Genomic DNA, 22,076 nt, shown 5'->3' with positions numbered 1-22,076 from the left:
AACCATCATGGACAATGAAGACTCCCTGTTTTTTACCTGCGGCCTGGTTGTGAAGGCCGGCACAATCGTTGTGCCTGCACAATACAACTCCCTGCCGGGCGAGCAAATGTCCAGGGTCGCCTTTTGCTTCGATGACAACTGGGTCTACAACGACGTCGACAACGATGTCATCGGGTCCGTCTGCTTCAGGCGCAGCGACAACAGCCTCTGGATGCTCGGACGCCATGGCAACCTTCGCCACGTGACGTCTGGCTCGGCGGACTTCACCCTCGCCAATATCCGAGGCAAGTTCGAAAACGATCGCATTGAAACAGGCCGCCTTGGCGAGCTGCTGTGCATCCGGGAAATCGCCAACGAATTGTACATCTGCGGCCAGTCATCCCAGGTCTATCGACATTCGAACGGAGCCTGGGCAAGCATGAGCCCAGCCGGGGCAAAGATCGGCTCGCCTACCCTGGAAAGCCTGGATGGGCTGGCCCACGACAACATTTATGCCGTGGGAGAAAAAGGCCTCATCCTGCACTACGACGGTTCACGCTGGAACTCGCTGGACTCCCCCACCAACCGTCCTCTGTCTCGCGTGCTGTGCAAAAGCGAAGACGAGGTTTACGTCTGCGGTAATGACGGTCTGTTGCTGGTTGGCAATCGCCATCAGTGGCATGTTCTCGACACAGAGAGAACCCTGAATTTCTGGGACATGGCGTTGTACGACGGGCAACTCTACATTTCCCACGTGCATGGCCTCGTTCGCTATGACGGGCAAGCCTTCTTCGATGTCGACACGGGCCTCACCCCTCCTCCCGGCGCCCATAAACTGGATACGGCAGATGGGCTGCTTTACTCCTTTGGTATCGACGACCTCCTCAAGTTCGACGGCCATCAGTGGGAGCGGGTGATATGCCCACACAACACGTGAGTTTGCGCATCGCCGTTATCATTGCGATGCCTATCCCATGAGCGACTCGCTGTCCCTGGTAATCGAACAACACGCCGAAGAAGCCAGCTTCCTCGCCAATCTGCGGGACGATGCCCTGCACGCCCCCCACTACGACATCGAACACCTCGGCACACTCGACAACCGCCTCGATGCTCACCTCGACGGGTTGCGTATCGCAGCCCATGACGGCCTGGAAATGCTCCTGGCGCAGCTCGGCCCCCATGCCATCGGCGAGATGTTCGCCTGTGTGGTACTGGCCTTCGAGACAGCCAATGGGAAAGTGTTGTCGCAGTTGAGCGAACACCTGCGACGTGCCCCAGAAACGGAACGTGGTTATCTGATGGCCTTGGGCTGGATTGACTGGGAACGGCTAGCGCCCTGGATCGAGCGCATGCTCGCCGCCCCTGAGCCGATGTTTCGCCGACTCGGCCTGGCCGCCTGCGGCATGCATCGGCACGACCCGGGCCCCGCCCTGCTTAAAGGGCTGTGCGACACGGACCCAAGCGTGCTGGCCCGTGCCGCCCGCACCGCCGGCGAACTGCGCCGGCGCGACTTGCTACCCAACCTCCGTGCCCACTGCCGACACCCGGATCCAGCCACGTGTTTTTGGGCCAATTGGGCTACCGTCCAGATGGGTGATCAGCAGGCCTTGGAGCCCCTGCGCCAAGTCGCCGAGCAGCCGGGCGAATTTCAATACCGCGCCCTCTGCGTGTTGCTGGCCTGGCAGGAACGGGAGCCCAGCATCGCCTGGATACGCCAACTGGTACAGGATCCCCGGCACCGACGCGTCGGCATCCAGGCCCTTGGATTGCTGGGTGATCCGGTCTGCGTGCCCTGGCTGATCCAACAGATGAGCGACTTGCCTTACGCCCGTGTGGCCGGCGAAGCCTTCAGCCTGATCATCGGCGCCGACCTGGCGCTACTCGACTTGGAATTGCAAGAACTGCCGGACTTCGACACAGGCCCGAACGACAACCCCGCGGACCCGAACGTCGCCATGGACCCCGATGAAAACCTGCCCTGGCCCGACCCTCGGTCCATCGAAACCTGGTGGCAAGCCAACAACGGGCAGTGGCAGGTCGGCACCCGCTACCTGCTGGGATTGGCCCACAGTGAACGCACGTTTGCACAGGCACTGGTTCGCGGCCAGCAACGCCAGCGCATCGCCGCCGCCTGCGGTCTGGCCCGTTATCGGCCGAACGAGGTGCTTTTCCCCACAAGCGCGCCGACCTGGCGGCAAAAGCGGTTGCTGGGCATGACGGCGACGTTCGGGCGTTGATCCGTCAGTCACCCAGCAGCAAAAGCGTTTTGGAATCGGGCTCACCCGAATAGAACTGATCGAGCGCCTGCGGATACAGGGCGGACTCGGGTTGCGCCGCCATGAACAGCGTCAGGCAGGAGCGAAACTTCAGATCGTCGGGCGAGCCGAATAGCTGCCCGGCGCTCAGGTCGTGGTGTTGCAGGACAGTGCTCACACACGCCTCCAGCCGGGGGCCGAGCACTTCGTGCTGCAGATACGCGCGGGCTTCGGCCACGCCAGAGATGGCGAACCGAGCGGCCATATCGGAACGACCAAGCCCCCGCAGTTGCGGAAATATGAACCACATCCAGTGACTGGTTTTCCGACCTGAGCGCAGCTCATCCATGACGCGGTTGAACACCGGGCCCTGGGCTTCGACAAAACGGGACAGATTGTAAACGTCATACATGATGCGTATCCCTCCACCCGCCGGCCGCATCGTTCGCAGCCGGCAGTGTCCGTTCCAGCGAATGACCCATGACTCAGGCAGACAGCTCCTGCTTCAGACGCTTGAGCAGCGCATGGGCGGCGGCTTCGGAAGACGCCGGATTCTGACCGGTGATCAAATGCCCGTCCTCCACCACATAACTGGCCCAGTCCGCAGCCTTGGAATACTCGCCGCCTTTGGCTTTGAGCATGTCTTCCACCAGGAATGGCACCACCTGCGTCAAGCCTACCGCCTCCTCTTCGGAGTTGGTGAATCCCGTCACCTTTTTACCTTGCACAATCGGCTGCCCGTCCGGTGCGTTAACGTTCTTGAACACCCCGGGGGCGTGGCAGACGGCGGCAACAGGTTTATTCGCCTCGTAGAAGGCTTCGATCAGGACCTTGGAGTCAGTGCTCTCGGCCAGATCCCAGAGCGGGCCGTGGCCTCCTGGATAAAACACCGCATCGAAATCATAGGGATCGATTTCACCCAGCGGCACCGTGTCGGCCAATGCCATCTGGGCCTGGGTATCCGTGCCAAAGCGACGGGTCGCATCGGTTTGCGCGTCTGCTTCGTTGCTCTTGGGGTCCAGCGGTGGTTGCCCGCCCTTTGGAGACGCGAGCGTGACCGAAGCCTTGGCGTCGACGAACACGTAGTAAGGCGCGGCGAATTCTTCCAGCCAGAAACCGGTCTTCTTGCCGGTGTCGCCCAACTGATCGTGAGAGGTAAGAACCATCAGAATGTTCATGTGCATCCAGCCTCCGAGGGTAAACGGGCGAAGTGGGCTCGCCCTGCATTACTCTCAGAGGCCACATTGAGGCAGACGTTCAAGCCGGTTGGATCAACGTCCTACCAAAGCGCGACATCGTAGGTGAAGTAGATTCGATTGCTGTCACGGCCCCGTGAGAAATCCGAACGATAGACGTAGTTGCGCAGCTTCACCCCCAGCCCCTTGAAAGTGCCTTGCTGCACGACATAGGCGACTTCGGCATCACGCTCCCATTCCTTCACGGTGCTGTTGGACTTGCCATCGTTGCCGCTCAGGTAGCGACTGGAAAACGTCAGGCCAGGCACGCCGAGGCGGGCAAAATCGTAGCCATAGCCGAGCATCCAGGTCTTCTCGTCTTCCTCGATGAACTTGCCAATCCCGACATTGCTGAAGGAATAGACCGTGGCACCGCTGATGTACGGCAAGCCGGCCTCGCCGCTGAGCGCCTGGTAGCCAGCACTGAACGTATGGCCGACAACAGCGTAGGACAGCAGGCCGCTGAGCATGTCGTTGTCGATCTTGCCGCCGTAGGCCGAACCTGTATCGACACTGTTGAAGTAGCGCAGGTCGCTGGTCAGTACCCCGCTGCCCAGCGGCAGGTCGTGTTGGATGCCGGCAAAGTTCTGTCGGTAGAAGTTCTCAAGCTCGCCGTAGAAGTAGCTCAAGCGGGTATTTTTCCCCAGCTTGTAATCGGCACCGGCGTAGTTGAAGTCACCTGACTGATCGCCACCATAGCCGTCAGGCACGATTGGCATGCTGTCGCTGGAGTCCCGCAGCTTGAAACGCTCAAGATGCCCCCCGGTCAGGGCGAGATTGTCGATGTCGGTGCTGCTGATCTGCATGCCCTGGTAGGTCTGCGGCAACAGCCGTGCATCGTTGTAGATCAGCACCGGAGTCTTGGGCAACAAGGTGCCGTACTTGAGGGTGGTTTTGGCCACCCTGGCCTTGGCGGTCATGCCCGCGCTGGCAAACTCATCGGCGGCACGACCATCGTCATGCACAGGTAACAGGCCGGTGCCACTGCGGCCACGTCCGGAGTCGAGCTTGACGCCGAGCAAACCCAGGGCATCGACGCCAAAGCCAACGGTGCCGGGGGTAAAACCGGATTGGTAATCCAAGAGGAAGCCTTGGGCCCATTCGGTGCGCTCGCTCTTCGCGGTTCGCGCCGCTCGTGCGCTCATCCCGTGCTCGTCGCGGAAGTTTTCATTGAAGTAGACGTTGCGCAGTTGCAACTTGAGCTTGCTGTCGTCGATGAAACCCTCGGCGTTGGCGGCAGCCAGCGGCAATAGGCCAAGCATAGGAAATACAGTCCCACGGATCAGAGAAGTGTGCATATCGGTTTCTCGTTGTTGTTATTTGGCGTGCAAGCCAGCGCACACCTCGGCGACGAGGCGTGACAGGCGCAAAAGAAGGTGTCGGGTGGTTCAGGAAAACAGGGTCAGCGCACCGGTCAGCAAGGCCAGCGCGGTAATCACCAGGGACGTGAGCACGGCCCACTTGACGGTCGCTTTCTGGAAGTCGCCAAGGTCACGATCGACCATGCCCACCAGCAACAAAGTCGAAGCCACCAGCGGGCTCATCAGGTGCACCGGTTGACCGAGAATCGACGCCCGGGCGATTTCCACCGGATCGATCCCATACGCAGCAGCGGCATTGGCCAGGATGGGCACGACGCCGAAGTAGTAGGCATCGTTGGACAGGACGAAGGTCAGCGGCATGCTGGTGATCGCCACCACCAGCGGGAACAGATGTCCCCACGAGGGCGGAATCCAATCGACCAGAGTCTGTGCCAGTGCGTCGACCATTTTCGTCCCGGAGAAAATCCCGGCGAAGATGCCCGCAGCGAAGACCAGCAGGACCACGGTCATGGCGTTGCCCGAATGGGCAAGAATGCGCTCCTTCTGAATGTCCAGTTGCGGATAGTTGATCATCAGCGCCAGGACGAACCCGATCAGGAACAGGATCGCCGAATGCATGAGCCCCATCACCAGAGCCGCCATGACCGCGATCACCAGGAGCAGATTGACGTAGGCCAGTTTCGGGCGCTTGTGCGGGGTGTCCTCGATGATTGCCTTGATATAGCAATCCCCGCCGCCGCTTTGCAGCTGGACGTTGCCAATGCGCTTGCGCTCGGCACGGCCCAGCAGGAATGCGGTGAACACCACCCACAGCGCACCGCCGATCATGGTCGGCAGCAAGGGCACGAAGTAATCGCCGGCATCCAGGCCCAGTGCGGCAATCGCACGGGTCGCCGGGCCGCCCCAGGGGGTCATGCCGCTCATGATGCTCAGGGAGAGCATCGCCACGGTCGCCAGGATCATCGGGTTCATGCCGATGCGCTTGTACAACGGCAGCATGGCGGCGCAGGTAATCATGTAGGTCGTCGTGCCATCGCCGTCCAGTGCCACCACCAGCGACAGCAAGGCCGTGCCGACGGCGATTTTCATCGGGTCGCCATTGACCCGTTTGAGAATCTTGCGGATCAGTGGATCGAACAGGCCGGCGTCAATCATCAGGCCAAAAAACAGGATCGCGAACAGCAGCAAGGCGGCCGAAGGTGCGACCATCTTCAAGCCGTCCAGCATCATTTTGCCGGTGGTGCCGCCGAACCCGCCGATCACCGCAAAGACAATGGGCACGATCGTCAGGGCCACGATCGGCGACAGGCGTTTGGTCATTATCAGGAAGGTGAAGACCACCACCATGGCCAAGCCAAGTAAAGCGAGCATAGGTCAGTTCTCTTGTTGTTATTCGTAGCTTTACCAACACCCAGGCGCGCGCCTTCCAACCTGCCAGGCGACACGTTCAGTGTGCCTGGCAGAATTCAGGAATGATGCTGCGCCGAGATATCGAGTTTGCCGTGACCGGCTAGAGGTGTTTCGCGGCCTTGACGTCGTCCCAGGCGTCATCTGTCGCCTGGACCACTGACGGGGAAGGCTTGCCATCCAGGGTCTGCAACAGCACCTGGCGGTCGCAGGCATTCTCCGAGAGGGCAATCACCACGGTCGCCACCGCGTTGCTTGCCAGACTCGTCAGTGCCCGAGCCTCTGACATGAAGCGGTCGATGCCGATCAACAGGGCCAGGCCGGCCAGGGGAATGTCATGGATAACCGTCAGGGTCGAAGCCAGCGCCACGAACCCGCTGCCGGTCACCCCTGCCGCGCCCTTGGACGACAGCAGCATGATCGCCAGCATGGTGACGGTCTGGGTCAGCGTCAGCTCGATGTTGCAGGCCTGTGCGATGAAGATCGCTGCCAGCGACAGGTAGATTGCGGTGCCATCCAGGTTGAACGAGTAACCGGTTGGCAGCACCAGCCCCACTACCCCTTTCTTGCAACCCAGGGCCTGGAGTTTTTCCAGCATCCGCGGCATCACCGGTTCGGTCGAAGAGGTACCCAGCACCACCAGGAACTCTTCGCGCAGGTAACGCAACAGTTTCCACAAGCTGAAGCCATGGGCCCGGCAGATACCGCCCAGGACCACGAAAACGAAGAACCCACAGGCGATGTACAAGGTCATGATCAGCTTGGCCAGGCTCCCCAGCGACGTGATGCCGTACTGCCCGACCGTGAACGCCAAGGCGCCGAATGCGCCAATCGGGGCGAAACGCATCAGGTAGGAGAAGATCTTGAACACCATGTGTGAAGCCGACTCCAGTACGTCCAGTACCGGTTTGCCCCGCTCACCCAGCGAAGACAGGGCAAAGCCGCAGAGCACCGCGATAAACAAGACCGGCAGCACCTCGCCTTTATTGAAGGCGCCGATGAAGGTGTCGGGAATGATGTGCATGAAGAAGTCGACCACCCCCAGCTTCGCCGCCGAGTCGGTGTACTGCGCCAGGCCCTGGGTGCTCAAATGGGTCGGGTCGATGTTCATCCCGGCTCCGGGCTTGAACACATAGACCGCCACGAGGCCGATGATCAGGCTGACCACGGTCAAGCCCAGGAACAGCAGCATCGTCTTGCTCAACAAGCGCCCCAGCGAGCGCTTGTCGCTCATGCCGGCAATGCCGGTGACGATGGTGCAGAACACCACAGGCGCGATCATCATCTTGATCAGCTTGATGAAGGCATCGCCCAGTGGCTTCAAGGCAATCGCCTGTTGCGACCAGAAATGCCCGACCACCACGCCCAGCAGCACGGCGCAGATGATCTGGAAGTAGAGCGATTTAACAACTTTCATGGCATCACCCATTTTTAGAATTGTTCTGATGCTAACGACAGCGACAGCCTGGCTACCCGGCCAGTCGCTGGGAACCCTTGGCGTAGACGAAACCTGAAAACAGTCGGCGCGCGGTACGCACCACCGAGGCGCGGATGGTCTCACCCTTTTCCCCGGCATAGGACAAAACAACGTCGATACCGCCGCTTGGGTGCTCGATACGGACCCGCTGCAAGCGTGGCTCGCTGACACCGCCGATCAATCCGGCGGCCACGCTGCCTTCGGTCACGCACGCGGTGGCAAGGCCGATGGACCCGGTAATCGCCAGCGCGCGATGGCAGTTGTGCGGCATGAAATAGCGCACCTGGAGCGTCCCGCCAGATTTGGCCGGCGACACCAGCACCGGCTTGGGAATCACCTTGTCACTGACGTCGCCCAGGCCCATGGCCAGGCCGGCTTTCAACCGCAGGGACTCCAAGCGTTGCAGGAACACTTTATCGGCATCCAGTTCGGCGGGGCTTTCATCGCCGCGCTTGCCGAGCTGACTCGCTTCGACGATCACCATGGGCATGGCCATATCGATGCAAGTCACCGCAATGCCGTCGATGACGTCCTGCGCTTGCCCGGTAGGAAAGAGTTTGCCCGTCTTGCTGCCCGCCGCATCCAGGAAGGTCAATTGCACCGGCGCGGCAGTGCCCGGTACGCCGTCGATGGCGGTGTCACCCTCATAGCTGACCTTGCCGCCCGGGGTTTGCACCTCGGAAACGACGAAGGTACCGGTATTGAGGTTGCGGATACGCACCCGGGTATGGTCGCCGCCCGCCTTGACCAATCCCTGCTCGATGGCGAACGGACCGACGGCGCAGAGCATATTGCCGCAGTTGGGTGCGGTGTCGACCCGACGCTGAGACACCATGACCTGGACGAACAGGTAATCGACATCTGCCTCAGGGTGCAACGATGGGCTGACGATCGCCACCTTGCTGGTTTGTGGGCTGCCGCCGCCGATGCCGTCGATCTCCAGCTCATGGCCGGATCCCATCAGGTCGAGCAACAGCTCGTCACGTTCAACGATGGCGGCCGGCAGGTCCCAAGCGAGAAACACTGGGCCTTTGGAGGTACCGCCGCGCATGAGCACACAAGGGATTCGCTGCATGAACACTAACTCTTGTTGATCAATCTGGATAATTGATGTTCTGGAGGCAAGAGTGGCAGGCTTTGAAAAGTGTTTCCAATGCAAAGATCGGAGGCTTTATTGCGTTTTACGAATGAATGGTCGTAGGATGATCGGCACGACGCCTCGCTTTGCTTATGGGATCTGGCATGGAATATGAGCTTCAGGACATACGATCTTTCGTTAAAATCGCCGAACTAGGCAGTTTCCACGAGGCTGCTGATGCACTGCACCTGTCTCAGCCCGCCCTGAGCCGTCGCATGAAAAAACTGGAGGAAGGTCTGGGCACCGCCTTGCTTGATCGCACGACGCGCAAGGTCAGCTTGACCAGCGTTGGACGCGACTTCCTGCCCAAAGCCCGGCGTCTGCTGGACGACTTCGACGATTCGATCCTCAACATTCGCGAGCTGGCCGAGCGGCAAATCGGCCGGGTGACCCTGGCGTGCATTCCCACCGCAGCCTTCTACTTCCTGCCGTCGGTGATCCGCTTGTACAACGAGCGCTATCCGAAAATCCGCATCCGCCTGCTCGACCTCAGTGCCAACGAAGGACTCGAGGCGGTCCTGCGCGGCGAAGCCGACTTTGGCATCAACATGATGAGCGGCCAGCACCCGGACATCGAATTCGTGCCCCTGGTCAACGAACCCTTTGTCCTGGCCTGCCGCCGCGATCATGAATTGGCTGGGCGCAGCGCCGTCACCTGGTCGGAACTCAGCGACTATCGCCTGATCGGGGTGGGTCGCCTGAGTGGCAATCGGATGCTGCTCGATCACGCCCTGGCGGGCCTGAGCTGGCGTCCGCAGTGGTTCTACGAGGTGCAACACCTGTCCACGTCACTGGGGCTGGTGGAAGCAGGCCTCGGGGTGTCGGCAATGCCCAGCCTGGCGATGCCCGCCGGGGACCATCCGACCCTGGTCAGCGTGCCGCTGATCGAGCCGGTGGTCAACCGATCACTGGGTCTGGTCTACCGACGAGGCGCCTCCTTGTCCCCCGCCGCCGAGAAGTTTGTCTCGATCCTGCTTGAGCAGTGGCCGCAGTAAGAGCGGTCCGCGGCAGGGACAGTCCTCAAACTCAGCACGCTTTGGGTCAGTCACCTGCGCCCGGCTGCGCCGCAACGGTTCGCTCGCCAACGAAGTCAGTACCTCCTGAGTGCCAAGACGAGCGTGACTTGCGCCTCAGGAATGATCTCGCTCAATCAACATCCGAGTCAGCGTGTTGTCTCTTACCCAATAGTGATGAAACAGTCCCGCCGCCGCATGCAGACCGATCAGCCAGTAGCCGGTACTGCCCAACAGTTCATGCCAATACTTCAGGCGCTTTGCGAAGTCAGGATCGATCGCCACCGGGGCCGGCAAATGGAAACCGAAATACGGGAACGGTTTGCCTCCAGCGGCCAACATCATCCAGGCCAGTAGCGGCGTGGCGATCATCAGCACGTACAAAGCCAGATGCATCAGGTGAGCCATGCCGGTTTGCCATGCAGGCGGTTTCGGGGTGACCGGTGGGCGTGGCGTCAGGCGGCCGAGCAGTCGCACCCACACCAGAGCAAAAATGCTCAGACCGAAGAGACCGTGAAAGCCCATCAGCAGGCCACGTGCTTCGCTGCCCCTGGGCAGGAAGCCTTTGATTTCAACACACGCGTACACGCCGACAAACAACACGAGCATCAGCCAATGCAGGGTGATTGAAAGTTTTCCATAACGGGGTATGCCTTTGTCGCGGGTCATAGGAAGCGCCTCGTGATTGTCCTTCTCGACGGTCGACTCATTCGACAGTCTCCGGTTGCCCAGCGAACCGATGCCGCCACCCTGCCAGTCCATCCTTAAGGCAATCTGAAGGCAGAGCGCTCGTTAACTTGTTTCTGCGCGCATGAGCATCATTGCCATCATTTGTCCGCCAGCCGTGGGCGGACTGGGCCAAAAGCGGCCCTCCAACCCGTCCATACAAAGAGCATAAAGAGTTTCACTGATTCGCCTGGGCATGGAAAAAATAAGCTACCTTGTTGAGCCAGTTTGCTTATCGCTCAGGGAGAGCACCGTGCCTTTGAACATCCAACTTTCGGAAAATGTGACTGAAGCAGAGCGGTTAGGAATCTTGAATCCGCTGCTGGCCCATAACCTGGCCAATGGTGGGGACGATGCACACGAGACGTTCGCCCTGTTGCTACGAGCCCCAGACAGCAATGAAGTGATGGGTGGACTGTATGGAAAAATTTCTTATCGATGGCTACTCATCGATCTCGTCAGTGTTCCAGAGTCGATGCGTGGTCAGGGTATCGGAGAACGACTGATGCACATGGCAGAAGAAGTCGGAAAGGAAAAGCACTGCATCGGTATTTGGCTGGAGACTTTCAGCTTCCAGGCGCCGGAGTTTTATCAAAAACTGGGTTATACCGAATTTGGACGCCTGGTGGATTATCCGCCGGGACATACCCGGTTTTATTTCCAGAAGCGGCTGTGCTGACAGCGCCTTATCACGCACTTCCAAGGTCGCCTTCTCCATACATCGTCCAGGGCCGATCGCATGTCAGCTGAAAGAACGGCATTGATCTTGGCCAGCGCATTCGCCACAGCGAGGGTGAGCGTATCGTCGGCTTGGCGACTCACCCACTGGTCGCCGATGGCTAGCGCCTGTATTTCCTCTTCGGTGAAAGACAGCAGGGGCAGAAGGAATCCTGGTCGAAGAATGTAGCCGACACCGGGTTCTCCCTCGATGTCGGCGCCCATGTCCTGCAATGTGGCGACGTCACGGCGAATGGTGCGCTGGGACACACCCAGCTCATGCGCAAGCGCTTTGCCTGACACCGTTCTGCGGTGTCGGCGAAGCGCTTGCATCAGGTCGAGTAATCGGTGACTTCTGCTCATGCCTACTCCATCACCACGAGGCCCTTGCCACCGAGAGTCGTAGACGCTCTGCACGCCGAGCGATCTGGCCCGTTCCATGTCTCGGGCGCTGCAACTGCCGGAGACAACAGCACCGAAAAGCCGTGCGATCTGCACAGCGGCTTCGCCCACCGCCCCGGCACACCCGTTGATGAAGACATGCTGATTGGCCTGCAGCTTTGCTTTGTCGATCAGCCCATTCCACGCAGTGACGCCAGGGGTGCCCAGGCAGGCCGTCTCCTCGAAGGAAACACTGTCGGGCTTTTTGGCCAGGATGCCTTTTTTGTCACCAGCGCTTGGCAGAGCGCACCACTGTCCTTGAAGCGGGCTAGACCGAATACGGCGTCACCGACCTTGAGTCGCGTGACACCGCTACCAACGGCCGTGACGATGCCGGAGAAGTCCATGCCCATCGCGCGGGGAAACGCTCTGCCGGTGACAATCTTCATCTGTCCGTCGCGCAGCTTCCAGTCGATTGGATTGATGGCTGCGAACCTTACCCCCACCGCTACTTCCCCGTTGTCGGGCGCGGGTAATTCGAAATCTTCGACCCGCATCACTTCCGGGCAACCATAGTTGTTGTACTGGATACGTTGAAATCCGGGCATGGTGCAGTTCCTTCACAAAGCAAGCAGCGACGAGAATGGATGGGTATCTCTGCTTGAGGAGCGCAGCATAAAACCCGGTGGTGCCAATTTATGGCACCATTCATAAAGATCGCGGGGCGTGGACGGTCGAGTTTCGAGCGGCCTGATCAGTGCCTCCCTTCCATCAACTCCAAAGGAACTTGCAATGCCTCCAGGGCAACATGAACTGGTGCAGATCGAACGCCGGTTGATCCGCACGCTGACCGAAGCGTGCGAAACAGCAAAAGGTGAAATCAAAGGCTTTACCTGGCTCACCCACACGGCTGACCTGAACGCGCTGACTAAAACCCTGAAGGTGACCTGGGTGTTCGAAACCCTCGCTGACAGACAGCAGGCCCAGATTGAGGCGAAGGCTCGCATCCTTGAGCTGACGGCCATCGCGTTGAAAGAGGCTGGCATCGATCTGAACGTGTCGGATCGCAATGTTCGCCTTGACTCTGAGGAAGAATGCCAGCGCGGTCATAGCGGTGATTGGCAAAAACGTCTGGCTAAAAGTGGTTAAGGATGGCCAAGGCAATCGCCCTCCTGCATCTCGATATGCCAACTGAGGGGGACCTGCATGGAACGACCTCGCTATTTGCTGCTCTGGATGTGGCAACCGGTTCCAGCCGCGAGTTTCTGATCTTAAAAGTATCGCGGTTCAATAGCCTTGCGCCGGCTCAACCGGCGCGAACGCTTTGGCAGCGGCTACGGTGTCCATGGATTCGCGCAATAGTTGAATTTTGCCGTCTTTGGCCACCAAGCGGCCGGCGTACATCTGCCGGTAGATGCGGCCGGTGGCAGGCACCAGGGCCTCTACGCTGTATTCGGCAAACGCCTGGTCGGGGGTGTCGATCAGAAAGCGCACGTTGCGGAATTTGAAATCTGGCACTTTACCAAGCAATGAGCTGATAAAGCCCTCGATGGCTGCTGGGCCCTGGACGCTGTGGGGGATGCCGAGCGACTCCAGATAGGGCAACTCCAGCACGCCATCCTCTGCAAACAGAGCCGCCGCCAAGAACGGCGTCTGGATGGAATCCAGGTACTGTTGAAGCAATTCCACGGCATTTCTCATGATAGCTTTCTCCCGAAACGAGTTTGGATGGGCACTCCGCGCGGTGCCGACCAAACCACGTTAAAGGATCCATTCCGCTTCAAAAATAGAAGCCAATGAAATTCATCGTTTCATAATTGAAAGGCTAGTACCCATCGTCTCATAACGGCCATCGCCAGACGGGCTCACTTAAATGCTCGGCAAAAAAGTCCGACAATGCTTTGATTTTTACCGGCCGGGTACGGGCCGTGGGGGTGACGAAATACAGGCCGCCACGGGCCATGCTCCATTCCGGTAGCACCAAGACCAAGCGCCCATCCGCCAGGTATTCGCTGGCAATGAATTCCGGCAGTTCAGCGATGGCCAGTCCCTCAAGTAACACGGGTAATAACGCATCCGAGTTGGTCACTCTCAACGGGCCGCTGGGCACCACGTCTTCTTCGGTGCCGTCTTTATGGGTGAACCGCCACACTTGGCTACGGGCTCGGTAGGCATAACTCAGGCACGTGCGGGCCGCCAGTTCGCGGGGATGACCGGGGTGGCCATGGGTGTCTAGATAAGCCGGTGAGGCGACCAGATATTGGGTGACAGCGCAGAGATGCCGTGCAACCAGCGATGAGTCCGGCAATACGGCAATGCGTAATGCCGCATCAAAGCCCTCGGCGATCAGGTCTACCGAGGCGTCTGAAAGGTGCAGGTCAATCGACAGCTCGGGATACTGCCGGATCAACTGCGGCATCAGCGGTGCCACCCAACGCAGTCCGAACGACATGGGGATCGCCAGGCGTACCTGGCCGCGGGGCTGGATCGATAACTCCTGAGCCTCGCTTTCCACCTCCTCGGCCTGCCGATAAATCTCCCCAGCCTTGGCTGCCATGCTCGCGCCGAACTCTGTGAGTGCCAGTTGCCGCGAGGTACGGTTGAACAAGCGCCCACCCAGACGTTCCTCCAGCCGCGCGACTGCTCGGGATACCGTTGGCACCGACACGCTCATGACACGCGCCGCGCCAGCGAACGAGCCTTCTTCGGCCACCTTGGCGAACATCGCCAACCCTTCGAAATCCGGAAGTTTGCTCATTTCATTTCTGCAACGATAGGTTTCAGACAATTCTATTTTGAAAGTTTCGCCCCGTCGATAAGCTTCTCCCACACCGCAACTCACTCAATCGAAATACGGGAGAAACACCATGACTAACAAACTCGAAGGCAAAATTGCATTGGTTACCGGCGGCACTACTGGCATCGGCCTGGCCACCGCCAAACGCTTCGCTCAGGAAGGCGCCCACGTTTACATCACGGGCCGTCGCCAAGCCGAACTGGACGCCGCGGTCGCCGCGGTCGGCAACGCCACCGGCGTGCAGGTGGACTCCACCAAGCTCGACCAGCTGAACGCGTTGTACCGCCAGATTGGCGCGGCCCACGGCCGAATCGATGTGCTGTTCGCCAATGCCGGCGGCGGTTCCATGCTGCCACTGGGCGACATCACAGAACAGCAGTACGACGACACCTTCAATCGCAACGTAAAAGGCGTGCTGTTCACTGTGCAAAAGGCCCTGCCGCTGCTGGCCCAAAAAGCCTCGGTGATTCTCACCGGCTCCACGGCGGGCAGCTCGGGCACTGCCGCCTTTAGTGTGTACGCCGCGTCCAAGGCCGCCGTGCGCTCATTTGCACGCAACTGGATTCTGGATTTGAAAGACCGCCAGGTGCGCATCAACACCATCAGCCCCGGCGCCACCCGCACTCCTGGCCTGGTTGAATTGGCCGGCCCGGATGCCGCTCAGCAGCAGGGCTTGCTGGACTACATGGCGTCGCTGATCCCCATGGGGCGTGTCGGTGAAGCTGACGAAATTGCCAGCGCTGCGTTGTTCCTGGCCTCGGATGACGCCAGCTTCGTCAACGGTATCGAGCTGTTTGTTGACGGCGGCCAGGCACAAATCTGACCACCCAGCGGGCGACTGCCACGGTCGCCCGCCAACCCATCTCAAGAGGAACAGGTTATGAACCCAGTGCAATGGGCACTGCTGGCCGCCAGCGTGACTCTGACTACCGCTACTCATGCGGCGACCACGCCCCCGCAGAGCCACCCCGCCACGAGCGCAGCCGCACCGCTTCAAGTTTCAGCCATCGACCATGTTGGCATCAATGTGCCGGATATCGACGCAGCCATCCGCTTTTTCTCCGCGCTGATGGGCGCACGGGTGGTTTCGGATATCAGCCCCGGCAAGATCCCGGATCAGTGGAAAAGCCAATTCCGCTGGCATGGCTCCAGCGAGCTGCAACGCTTTGTGATGTTGCAAATAGACGGCGGCGCGAAGCTGGAGTTGTTTCAATACCAAGGTTCTGAGGTCAATCAGGCCCAACCCCATGGCGACGACGCCGGGGCCAGCCATGTGGCCTTGCGTACCGCCGATATTGACAGCAGCCTGGCTACCCTCAAGCGCCTGAATGTGACCATTCTCAACGAACCCATCACCAACTCGGACGGTATTCGTTGGTTCTATTTTCAAGCGCCGTGGGGCACGCAGATTGAGCTGGTGTCGCTGCCCCATAGCGTCGGTGGCTAACCCCGCTGTAACTCCAACACAATACTCTTCGCCTCCAGAAACCCTTCCAACCCAAACACACCAAACTCCCGCCCAACCCCGGACTGCTTGACCCCACCGAACGGGGCCAGCAGCTCCGGTGTGACTCTGTTGATCAACACCGAGCCCGCCTGCAGCCGGCTCGCCAGGCTTCGGGCGCGGTCCGGCTTTCGGGAAAACACATAGGCCTGCAGGCCGTAGAGGCTGGCATTGGCGATGTCAATCGCCTGCTCTTGCGAGTCATACGCGATGATTGACAGCACCGGGCCGAAAATCTCCTCTTGTGCAATATCCATGTCATTGCTGACGTCGGCAAAGACGGTGGGCCTGACGAAATAGCCTTGGTCAAAACCAGCCGGCCTGCCCTCACCGCCAATGACCAGCGTTGCACCTTGCGCCTGGCCGCGGCGGATGTAGCCCTGCACGCGGTCGAACTGGGCCAGGTTGACCAGCGGTCCAATGACGGTGGACGGGTCCTGCGGATGGCCGACGACCATCGCCTCGACCAGGCTTTTCACCCGTTCAATGACTTCTTTGGCCTGCGTGCGCGGTACGAGCAGGCGCGTGCCAGCGACGCAGGCCTGGCCGTTGTTCATGAACGCCGCGTTCAAGGCAAGGGGAATGGCCGTGTCGAGGTCGGCGTCATCCAGGACGATAGAGGCCGACTTCCCGGTGAGCGACAGGTTTACGCGTTTCATGGTCTCGATACCGGCACGAGCGATCAGCTTTCCGGTGGCGGTGGACCCGGTGAATGAAATCTTGGCGACCTGTGGGTTGGTGCTGATTTCATCACCAACGTCACTGCCGCGTCCCAGCAAAATGTTGAAAACGCCTTTCGGCAAACCGGCGCCATGCAATGCGCGGGCAAGCACGTCGGTCTGCAAGGGACTCAACTCGCTCGGCTTGATGACCGACGCACAACCGGCGGCGATGGCCGATGCCAGTTTGCTGCAGATCGTTCCGGCGGTGCTGTTCCAGGGGGCGATCAGTGCCGATACGCCGACCGGCTCCATCACCACGGTGGCGTCGCCGATCGAACGAACCAGCTCGTAGTCCTTCAACACCTGCGCCGCGTTGGCAAATGATTGCGAAGCATAACGACTGACCCATTGGGCACGGGCGAGCGGCGCGCCGTATTCCTCGATGGCGGTGTCGCGGATCTCGTTCGTGCTCGCCAGCACGGCGGCCTGCAAGCGTTCGAGCATCTCGATACGCTCAGCCTTGGAGGTGCGATTCATCGCGGCTTGCGCACGGGCCGCCGCAGCGATGGCGCGGCGGGCATCATCGCGATCAGCCAGGGTGACCGTTCCGATGACCGCCTCGGTCGCCGGGTTGATGCATTCCACCGTTTCATTTCCATGGACGGGAACGAAGGCTCCATCAATGTAACTGTGATCGATTTTCCACATCGCGGCGTACCTGATTGATTGCGGTTTTTACGAGATGAAGCGTCAACGCCCGGAATGCCCAGGCGTGCGCAATGGCAGCGCTGCGGTTCAACCCGGCATGGACTCGCGGCTGAAGGCTTGCACCTCTTGCACCAGGCCTTGTGCGGCCAGCATCACCAGTTGCCGGCCTTTCTCCGCAGAAGCTTGCGCCGGGTCTGACCCCATGCGGCCATCTGGATGACGGGCGCGGAAATCCGCCGCCTCCCGGATCGGGCCCCAGTTGGCGATCTGTGGCGAGTAATCCGCCGATTTAATGGCGTGGGGATAGGCCCATTGGGTCACGGCGATTTCCGACGGCGTCGCATGAATGCCGTGACCGGTGGGGAACTGCTCCCGCGCCAGCTCATTGACCCCTTCCAGGTCCCACCAATTGCACAGCTTCAAGGCGAAACCCGCCGGGCGCCGGGCAAAACTCGCCTCGGCGTAGAGCTCCGAGAACGCCGCTTCAATGGAGGCGATATTGCCGCCGTGGCCGTTGAGGAACAGTATCTTCTCAAACCCGTGGGCAGCCAACGAACGTACCCAGTCACCGATGGCGGCGATGAACGTCGAAGGCCTGAGCGAGATCGTTCCCGGGAACCCGAGGTGATGCTGCGCCATGCCGATGTTGAAGGTCGGGGCAATCAGAATGTCTGCGGCCTGCTGCGCCTGATGGGCGATGATTTCCGGGCACATCCAGTCCGTCCCCAACAAGCCGGTAGGCCCGTGCTGCTCGTTGGAGCCGATCGGGATGACCACGGTACGGCTGCGTTGGAGAAATGTTTCGATTTCGGCCCAGGTCGATAGATGTAAAAGCATCTGCGTTCTCTCTTTGGAAAGGTTCCTTGCGGAACACGATGGGTGTTAAGTTCAAAGCGCCTGTTCAATCTGCACGGGATTCAAGACCCGGTCGCGACGCGCCAGCGGTTTGCTCGCGATGATCACCAACGCGGCGCAGAGAAACACGCAACCGACCGCGACGATGCCAGGGTTCATGCTCGCCGTTGATGTCTTCGCCCAACCGATCACCGCTGGCCCCCAGAAACCGCCGCACAGGCCGATGGTGTTGATCAGGGCGATGCCTCCCGCTGCCGCTTCGCCCTTGATCAACTCGGAGGGCATCGCCCACAAGACCGTGTAGGCCATGAACATCATGGCGATCGCCAGCGTCAGCAGAACCATTGATAGCATCAGGTTCCCATCGGCAGAAGGATACAAAAGTATCAGTACCGCCCCGACGGCTGCCGGGACCGCACAGTGGTAGCGACGCTCGCCGAAACGGTCTGAGCGGCGCCCGATCCAGTACATGCCGGCGCCCGCTGCCACGTAGGGAATGGCCGCGCACCACCCTAACTGCATCATGTCGTGGACACCTTGGGCCTTGAGGATTGCCGGCAACCAGAAGCTCATGGCGTAGATCGAAAAGATGATGCAGAAGTAGGCGCTCGCCAGGATGTAGATCCTGCGATCGCGCAACACCGCCCGGAACGAATGCGCGCCGCCAGGGGCGGTCCCCAGCTCACGCTGCAGCATCTGCTTTTCCTCGCCGCTCAGCCAGCGAGCCTCGGCCGGGTGGTTGCACAGGTAGAAATAGGCAAACACACCGAGCAGGACGCAGGGCAAGCCCTCGATCAGGAACATCCATTGCCACCCGGCAAGCCCACCCACACCTTCGAATGTGGTGATCAGCCAGGCCGAAAGCGGCCCACCGATAATGCCGCCAGCGGGACCGGCGATGAATACGATCGCGATGGCCCGGGCCATGCGCTTGGGGCCGTACCAGCAGGACAGGTAATAGATCATCCCCGGGGCGAATCCAGCTTCGAAGACCCCCAGCAGAAAACGCATGGCATAGAACATCGGCACGTTGCGCACGAACAGCATGCAGGCCGAGGTGATGCCCCATAACACCAGGATGCGACTGAAGGTCTTTCGCGCTCCTACCCGGGGTAGCATCAGGTTGCTGGGCAGTTCGAACAGCACATAGCCCAGGAAGAACACCCCTGCCCCGACACCATAAGCGGCGTCGGACAGCCCGAGGTCGTTTTGCATCTGCAACTTGGCGAAGCCGACATTGATGCGGTCCAGGTAGGCGAAAACGTAGCAAACGAACAGGAGTGGCAACAGGCGCCAATTGAGCTTGCGGTACAACGTTGAAAGGGCTGCGCTGGGTACCGGATTCACGATGGTCGACATGGGCGTCTCCAATTTTCTTGTTGCTCTGACGTGTCGAGGATGTTGCGCCGACGGCCTCAATAGCAGCAAGAGCAACTATGTTCGTGTAACGTTGCTCTATGGGCAACGCAGATTCGAAAGGACAACAGCCATGCGCGAGATCAACCAGCAACGCTTGCGGTATTTTCATGAGGTGCTGACCCACGGATCGATCCGTGGCGCAGCGGACAGCATCAACACCTCTCCCTCGGTGATCACCCGTCAGATCAAGTTGCTGGAAGAGGAATTGGGCGCCAGGCTGTTCGAGCGCCAGGCCCGTGGGGTCCAGCCCACCGAGGCAGCCGCGCACCTGCTGGAGTTCTGGCGCGGCTATCGATCACATCAGGAGAAGCTCGAAGATCAGCTCCAGGCCATCAAGGGGCTGCAACAGGGACACGTGCGGGTGGTCATCAGCGAAGGCTACGTCGATACCCTGGTGGACCACGTGCTCGCACCGTTCTGCAAACAGTACCCCAGGCTCGACGTCAGGCTGGACATACTGCCCGTGGACGATGTCCTGAACGAAATCGCGGAAAATCGCGCGCACATAGGCCTGGCCTACAACCCGCCTCCCCACGCTCACATCGATTACCACGCAACGTCCCGGCAGCCCATCATGCTGCTGGTTCGCCCGGACCATCCGCTGGCCTTGAAAGGGACAATGGCCACCGTCGCCGACTTGCTCCACTGCCCACTGGTGCTGACGCCGCCAAGCTTCGGTATCGGCCACGCGCTGAAGATGCTCGAGTACGCCGAGAAAATCGAGATTCGTCCGGCGCTGGTCAGCAACTCCTTGGCCGCCCTCAAGCGCCTTGTCGCCAGCGGCGAGTTTGCCTCGCTATTGGGCGAAGTGGCGGCCTATCGGGAGATTGCACAAGGCAGCCTCACGGTGGTGGCCGTCGATCATCCTCTGTTCCAGGGGGTCGAGGCGAAACTGCTGGTGAAGTCCGGACGCCCGCTGGCGGCACCTGCCCAAGAGTTGCTGAACTGGATGTTGCAGCGGTTGCCAATGTTCGCGTCCGGCAACCCTGCACAAGAACCCGGTTCAGTCGTTTGAAACCTGCGACTCGGCCCCGGCGAGCCTGAACTCCGACCGCACCGCCTGGACGATACCGCTGATGACATCCGCCACCAGCAACTGCCCCTTCTCTGCGCTCGACCCCAGCGCGGATGACAGCACGCCGCTGGCCGGCACCCATTCGGTTCGGCTCGGGTACATGTCGTAGACCGGGAACTCGGCCGGGCCGTGATCGGGGATTTGGTCCAGGCACACCAGCTCCGGGTGGTAATGCAGCATCATCGACGTCTCGATGACTGCTGCGTGCTCCAGTGCGATGCCCGGAAAACCGTTCGGAAAGACCTTGTCGAGGGTCTGTGACTTCACGAACTCCCAGTGCTCCAGGCGCATGACCTCCAGCCCGGCCTCCGGGCCGATATCCCGCATCGCCAGCTCGATGCCTTCGGTCACGAACCATTGGTTTTCATAGTGACCGATCACCAGGACCAGGCGCTTCACGCCATGGCGATGAAACTCGCGCACGGCATCGCGGACCATGGCGATCAGCGTCGCGCCATCCACGCTGGTGGTGCCGCAGAAGTGCTGCCCGCCTCCACACTTGGGCTGGGATTTATAGCCGTAGGACAAGGCCGGGGCGACCACACCGTCGATCTCCCGTGCCACGTCTTCACTGATTGCACTGGCGAGCAAGGCGTCGGTACCCAAGGGCAGATGGGGCCCGTGCTGCTCCGTGGCGCCGATAGGCAGCAAGACCACTGCGCCTGATCGCACTCGGCGCTCATAGTCCACCCAACTGATGTTATCCATCCGGACAGGGTTCATGGTTCTACTCCTGTGTCGTTGCAAAGCGGCCAAGCCTGGACGCTAGGCTCTGTACCTAGTGGCGCCCAGGCGAAACCCGGTGATGCCGTGCGGGCTTATGCCCGAGGCGGATACCAGGACTCCGGCTCCGGATAATCCCAATCGGCAGGAAAGGCGTAGGTTTCGAAGACCGTGGTGGTGTCGGCCTCGGTGCCGAAGAACGCGAAATGATTCACACCCATCCAGGAGCCGGACTGCACGCATTTGAAACCGCGCCGCTGCAATTCAGCGATACGTTCCTCGAACGGAATGTTGTTGCAGTCATAGGCAACGTGCTGGATCCCTTCGCCGTGTTTTTCCAGGAAGTCGGCGAAAATCGTCGGCCCGGACACCGGCTCCATCAGCTCCCAGACCATGTTTCCGGATTGGGCGAAGCAGACTTTCAGCACAAAATCGGCCGGTTCACCGTGGTACGTCTGGTTCTGGGTGTTTTCCGGGCTGAAGGTGTACACCCGCCATGGACCGATCCCCAGCTTGAGCAAGCCGTCCATGGTGCGTTTGTGATCCCGGGTCACGATCGCGATCTCCACGACGTTGCCCAGGAACGCATCGATCTCGGCGCCGCCGCTCAGCGCAGCCAGCACATTGGTTTGTTCAAGATGAGACATTTGCAATAACCTCTTTAATGATGAATCGTTGCACAG

Annotated in this window: 23 protein-coding genes and 1 pseudogene; 8 read left to right on the top strand and 16 right to left on the bottom strand. The window is 60.2% G+C overall.

Annotation, left to right across the window (positions count from 1 at the left end):
* Window positions 1-7 precede the first annotated feature (7 nt).
* Both ACODTO_RS07015 and ACODTO_RS07010 read left to right on the top strand, forming a co-directional pair.
* On the top strand, window positions 8-916 hold the full coding sequence (locus ACODTO_RS07015; protein WP_139642864.1) for a hypothetical protein: 909 nt from the start codon (window positions 8-10) through the stop codon (window positions 914-916).
* 37 nt (window positions 917-953) lie between these two features.
* On the top strand, window positions 954-2,216 hold the full coding sequence (locus ACODTO_RS07010) for a TIGR02270 family protein (RefSeq protein ID WP_139642867.1): 1,263 nt from the start codon (window positions 954-956) through the stop codon (window positions 2,214-2,216).
* Between the two features lie 4 nt (window positions 2,217-2,220).
* Here ACODTO_RS07010 and ACODTO_RS07005 read toward each other — a convergent pair whose 3' ends face one another.
* The 6 genes from ACODTO_RS07005 to ACODTO_RS06980 all read right to left on the bottom strand — a co-directional run bounded on the left by ACODTO_RS07005 (window position 2,221) and on the right by ACODTO_RS06980 (window position 8,750).
* Window positions 2,221-2,646 carry a DUF1810 domain-containing protein gene (locus tag ACODTO_RS07005; RefSeq protein ID WP_139642870.1) on the bottom strand — a complete coding sequence of 142 codons (426 nt, stop codon included), beginning with the start codon at window positions 2,644-2,646 and terminating at the stop codon, window positions 2,221-2,223.
* A 73-nt stretch (window positions 2,647-2,719) separates the two neighbouring features.
* On the bottom strand, window positions 2,720-3,412 hold the full coding sequence (locus tag ACODTO_RS07000; RefSeq protein WP_139642873.1) for a type 1 glutamine amidotransferase domain-containing protein: 693 nt from the start codon (window positions 3,410-3,412) through the stop codon (window positions 2,720-2,722).
* A gap of 101 nt (window positions 3,413-3,513) precedes the next feature.
* The gene (locus ACODTO_RS06995) at window positions 3,514-4,767 is read right to left on the bottom strand and encodes an OprD family porin (RefSeq protein ID WP_139642876.1); all 1,254 of its coding nucleotides are present in this window, start codon (window positions 4,765-4,767) and stop codon (window positions 3,514-3,516) included.
* Between the two features lie 90 nt (window positions 4,768-4,857).
* A complete protein-coding gene (locus ACODTO_RS06990) occupies window positions 4,858-6,162 on the bottom strand; it encodes a CitMHS family transporter (RefSeq protein ID WP_139642878.1) in 1,305 nt (434 codons plus the stop codon).
* Between the two features lie 139 nt (window positions 6,163-6,301).
* Window positions 6,302-7,627, bottom strand: coding sequence for a dicarboxylate/amino acid:cation symporter (locus ACODTO_RS06985; protein WP_139642880.1), 1,326 nt, complete (start codon window positions 7,625-7,627; stop codon window positions 6,302-6,304).
* Between the two features lie 40 nt (window positions 7,628-7,667).
* The gene (locus tag ACODTO_RS06980; RefSeq protein ID WP_139642883.1) at window positions 7,668-8,750 is read right to left on the bottom strand and encodes a 4-oxalomesaconate tautomerase; all 1,083 of its coding nucleotides are present in this window, start codon (window positions 8,748-8,750) and stop codon (window positions 7,668-7,670) included.
* A 167-nt stretch (window positions 8,751-8,917) separates the two neighbouring features.
* On the opposite strand from ACODTO_RS06980, the gene ACODTO_RS06975 reads away from it, so the two are divergent.
* Window positions 8,918-9,808 (top strand): LysR family transcriptional regulator, encoded by an 891-nt coding sequence (locus ACODTO_RS06975; RefSeq protein WP_139642887.1) that lies wholly within the window; start codon window positions 8,918-8,920, stop codon window positions 9,806-9,808.
* Window positions 9,809-9,943: 135 nt separating this feature from the next.
* On the opposite strand, the gene ACODTO_RS06970 is transcribed toward ACODTO_RS06975, so the two are convergent.
* Window positions 9,944-10,495 (bottom strand): cytochrome b, encoded by a 552-nt coding sequence (locus ACODTO_RS06970; RefSeq protein ID WP_139643655.1) that lies wholly within the window; start codon window positions 10,493-10,495, stop codon window positions 9,944-9,946.
* Window positions 10,496-10,805: 310 nt separating this feature from the next.
* Between ACODTO_RS06970 and ACODTO_RS06965 the strand changes: the two genes are divergently transcribed.
* Window positions 10,806-11,231: a GNAT family N-acetyltransferase gene (locus tag ACODTO_RS06965; protein ID WP_489106135.1), complete on the top strand. Its 426-nt coding sequence runs from the start codon at window positions 10,806-10,808 to the stop codon at window positions 11,229-11,231.
* A 41-nt stretch (window positions 11,232-11,272) separates the two neighbouring features.
* Here ACODTO_RS06965 and ACODTO_RS06960 read toward each other — a convergent pair.
* Both ACODTO_RS06960 and ACODTO_RS06955 read right to left on the bottom strand, forming a co-directional pair.
* Window positions 11,273-11,632 (bottom strand): annotated as a pseudogene (locus ACODTO_RS06960) (helix-turn-helix transcriptional regulator); the annotation flags it as partial.
* 209 nt (window positions 11,633-11,841) lie between these two features.
* Window positions 11,842-12,258, bottom strand: coding sequence for an alcohol dehydrogenase catalytic domain-containing protein (locus ACODTO_RS06955; protein ID WP_489106134.1), 417 nt, complete (start codon window positions 12,256-12,258; stop codon window positions 11,842-11,844).
* Between the two features lie 184 nt (window positions 12,259-12,442).
* Here ACODTO_RS06955 and ACODTO_RS06950 point away from each other — a divergent pair, with 184 nt between their 5' ends.
* Entirely contained in the window at window positions 12,443-12,799 is a 357-nt protein-coding gene (locus ACODTO_RS06950) for a hypothetical protein (protein ID WP_489106133.1), read from the top strand.
* A gap of 138 nt (window positions 12,800-12,937) precedes the next feature.
* Here ACODTO_RS06950 and ACODTO_RS06945 read toward each other — a convergent pair whose 3' ends face one another.
* Entirely contained in the window at window positions 12,938-13,351 is a 414-nt protein-coding gene (locus ACODTO_RS06945; protein WP_175362682.1) for a nuclear transport factor 2 family protein, read from the bottom strand.
* Between the two features lie 139 nt (window positions 13,352-13,490).
* Window positions 13,491-14,408 (bottom strand): LysR family transcriptional regulator, encoded by a 918-nt coding sequence (locus tag ACODTO_RS06940; protein WP_139642912.1) that lies wholly within the window; start codon window positions 14,406-14,408, stop codon window positions 13,491-13,493.
* A gap of 109 nt (window positions 14,409-14,517) precedes the next feature.
* On the opposite strand from ACODTO_RS06940, the gene ACODTO_RS06935 reads away from it, so the two are divergent.
* Both ACODTO_RS06935 and ACODTO_RS06930 read left to right on the top strand, forming a co-directional pair.
* Window positions 14,518-15,270 (top strand): SDR family NAD(P)-dependent oxidoreductase, encoded by a 753-nt coding sequence (locus ACODTO_RS06935; protein ID WP_489106132.1) that lies wholly within the window; start codon window positions 14,518-14,520, stop codon window positions 15,268-15,270.
* Between the two features lie 57 nt (window positions 15,271-15,327).
* The gene (locus ACODTO_RS06930; RefSeq protein WP_139642917.1) at window positions 15,328-15,894 is read left to right on the top strand and encodes a VOC family protein; all 567 of its coding nucleotides are present in this window, start codon (window positions 15,328-15,330) and stop codon (window positions 15,892-15,894) included.
* Here ACODTO_RS06930 and ACODTO_RS06925 read toward each other — a convergent pair.
* The 3 genes from ACODTO_RS06925 to ACODTO_RS06915 form a co-directional block, all read right to left on the bottom strand.
* The gene (locus ACODTO_RS06925) at window positions 15,891-17,321 is read right to left on the bottom strand and encodes an aldehyde dehydrogenase family protein (protein ID WP_489106131.1); all 1,431 of its coding nucleotides are present in this window, start codon (window positions 17,319-17,321) and stop codon (window positions 15,891-15,893) included. The two genes, ACODTO_RS06930 and ACODTO_RS06925, sit on opposite strands and share 4 nt — an antisense overlap.
* Before the next feature lie 87 nt (window positions 17,322-17,408).
* Window positions 17,409-18,158, bottom strand: a complete 750-nt coding sequence (locus tag ACODTO_RS06920) for a creatininase family protein (RefSeq protein WP_041023536.1) — start codon at window positions 18,156-18,158, stop codon at window positions 17,409-17,411.
* 51 nt (window positions 18,159-18,209) lie between these two features.
* Window positions 18,210-19,535: an MFS transporter gene (locus ACODTO_RS06915; protein ID WP_139642926.1), complete on the bottom strand. Its 1,326-nt coding sequence runs from the start codon at window positions 19,533-19,535 to the stop codon at window positions 18,210-18,212.
* A gap of 130 nt (window positions 19,536-19,665) precedes the next feature.
* Between ACODTO_RS06915 and ACODTO_RS06910 the strand changes: the two genes are divergently transcribed.
* Window positions 19,666-20,610: a LysR family transcriptional regulator gene (locus ACODTO_RS06910; RefSeq protein WP_139642929.1), complete on the top strand. Its 945-nt coding sequence runs from the start codon at window positions 19,666-19,668 to the stop codon at window positions 20,608-20,610.
* Here ACODTO_RS06910 and ACODTO_RS06905 read toward each other — a convergent pair.
* Together ACODTO_RS06905 and ACODTO_RS06900 are read right to left on the bottom strand one after the other, a co-directional pair.
* Window positions 20,599-21,393: a creatininase gene (locus tag ACODTO_RS06905; protein ID WP_139642932.1), complete on the bottom strand. Its 795-nt coding sequence runs from the start codon at window positions 21,391-21,393 to the stop codon at window positions 20,599-20,601. The two genes, ACODTO_RS06910 and ACODTO_RS06905, sit on opposite strands and share 12 nt — an antisense overlap.
* Window positions 21,394-21,488: 95 nt before the next feature.
* Window positions 21,489-22,040: a VOC family protein gene (locus ACODTO_RS06900; protein WP_139642935.1), complete on the bottom strand. Its 552-nt coding sequence runs from the start codon at window positions 22,038-22,040 to the stop codon at window positions 21,489-21,491.
* Between the last annotated feature and the right edge of the window lie 36 nt (window positions 22,041-22,076).

Source organism: Pseudomonas sp. FG13, from assembly GCF_057809755.1.
This window is presented reverse-complemented; position numbering and strand designations above follow the sequence as displayed.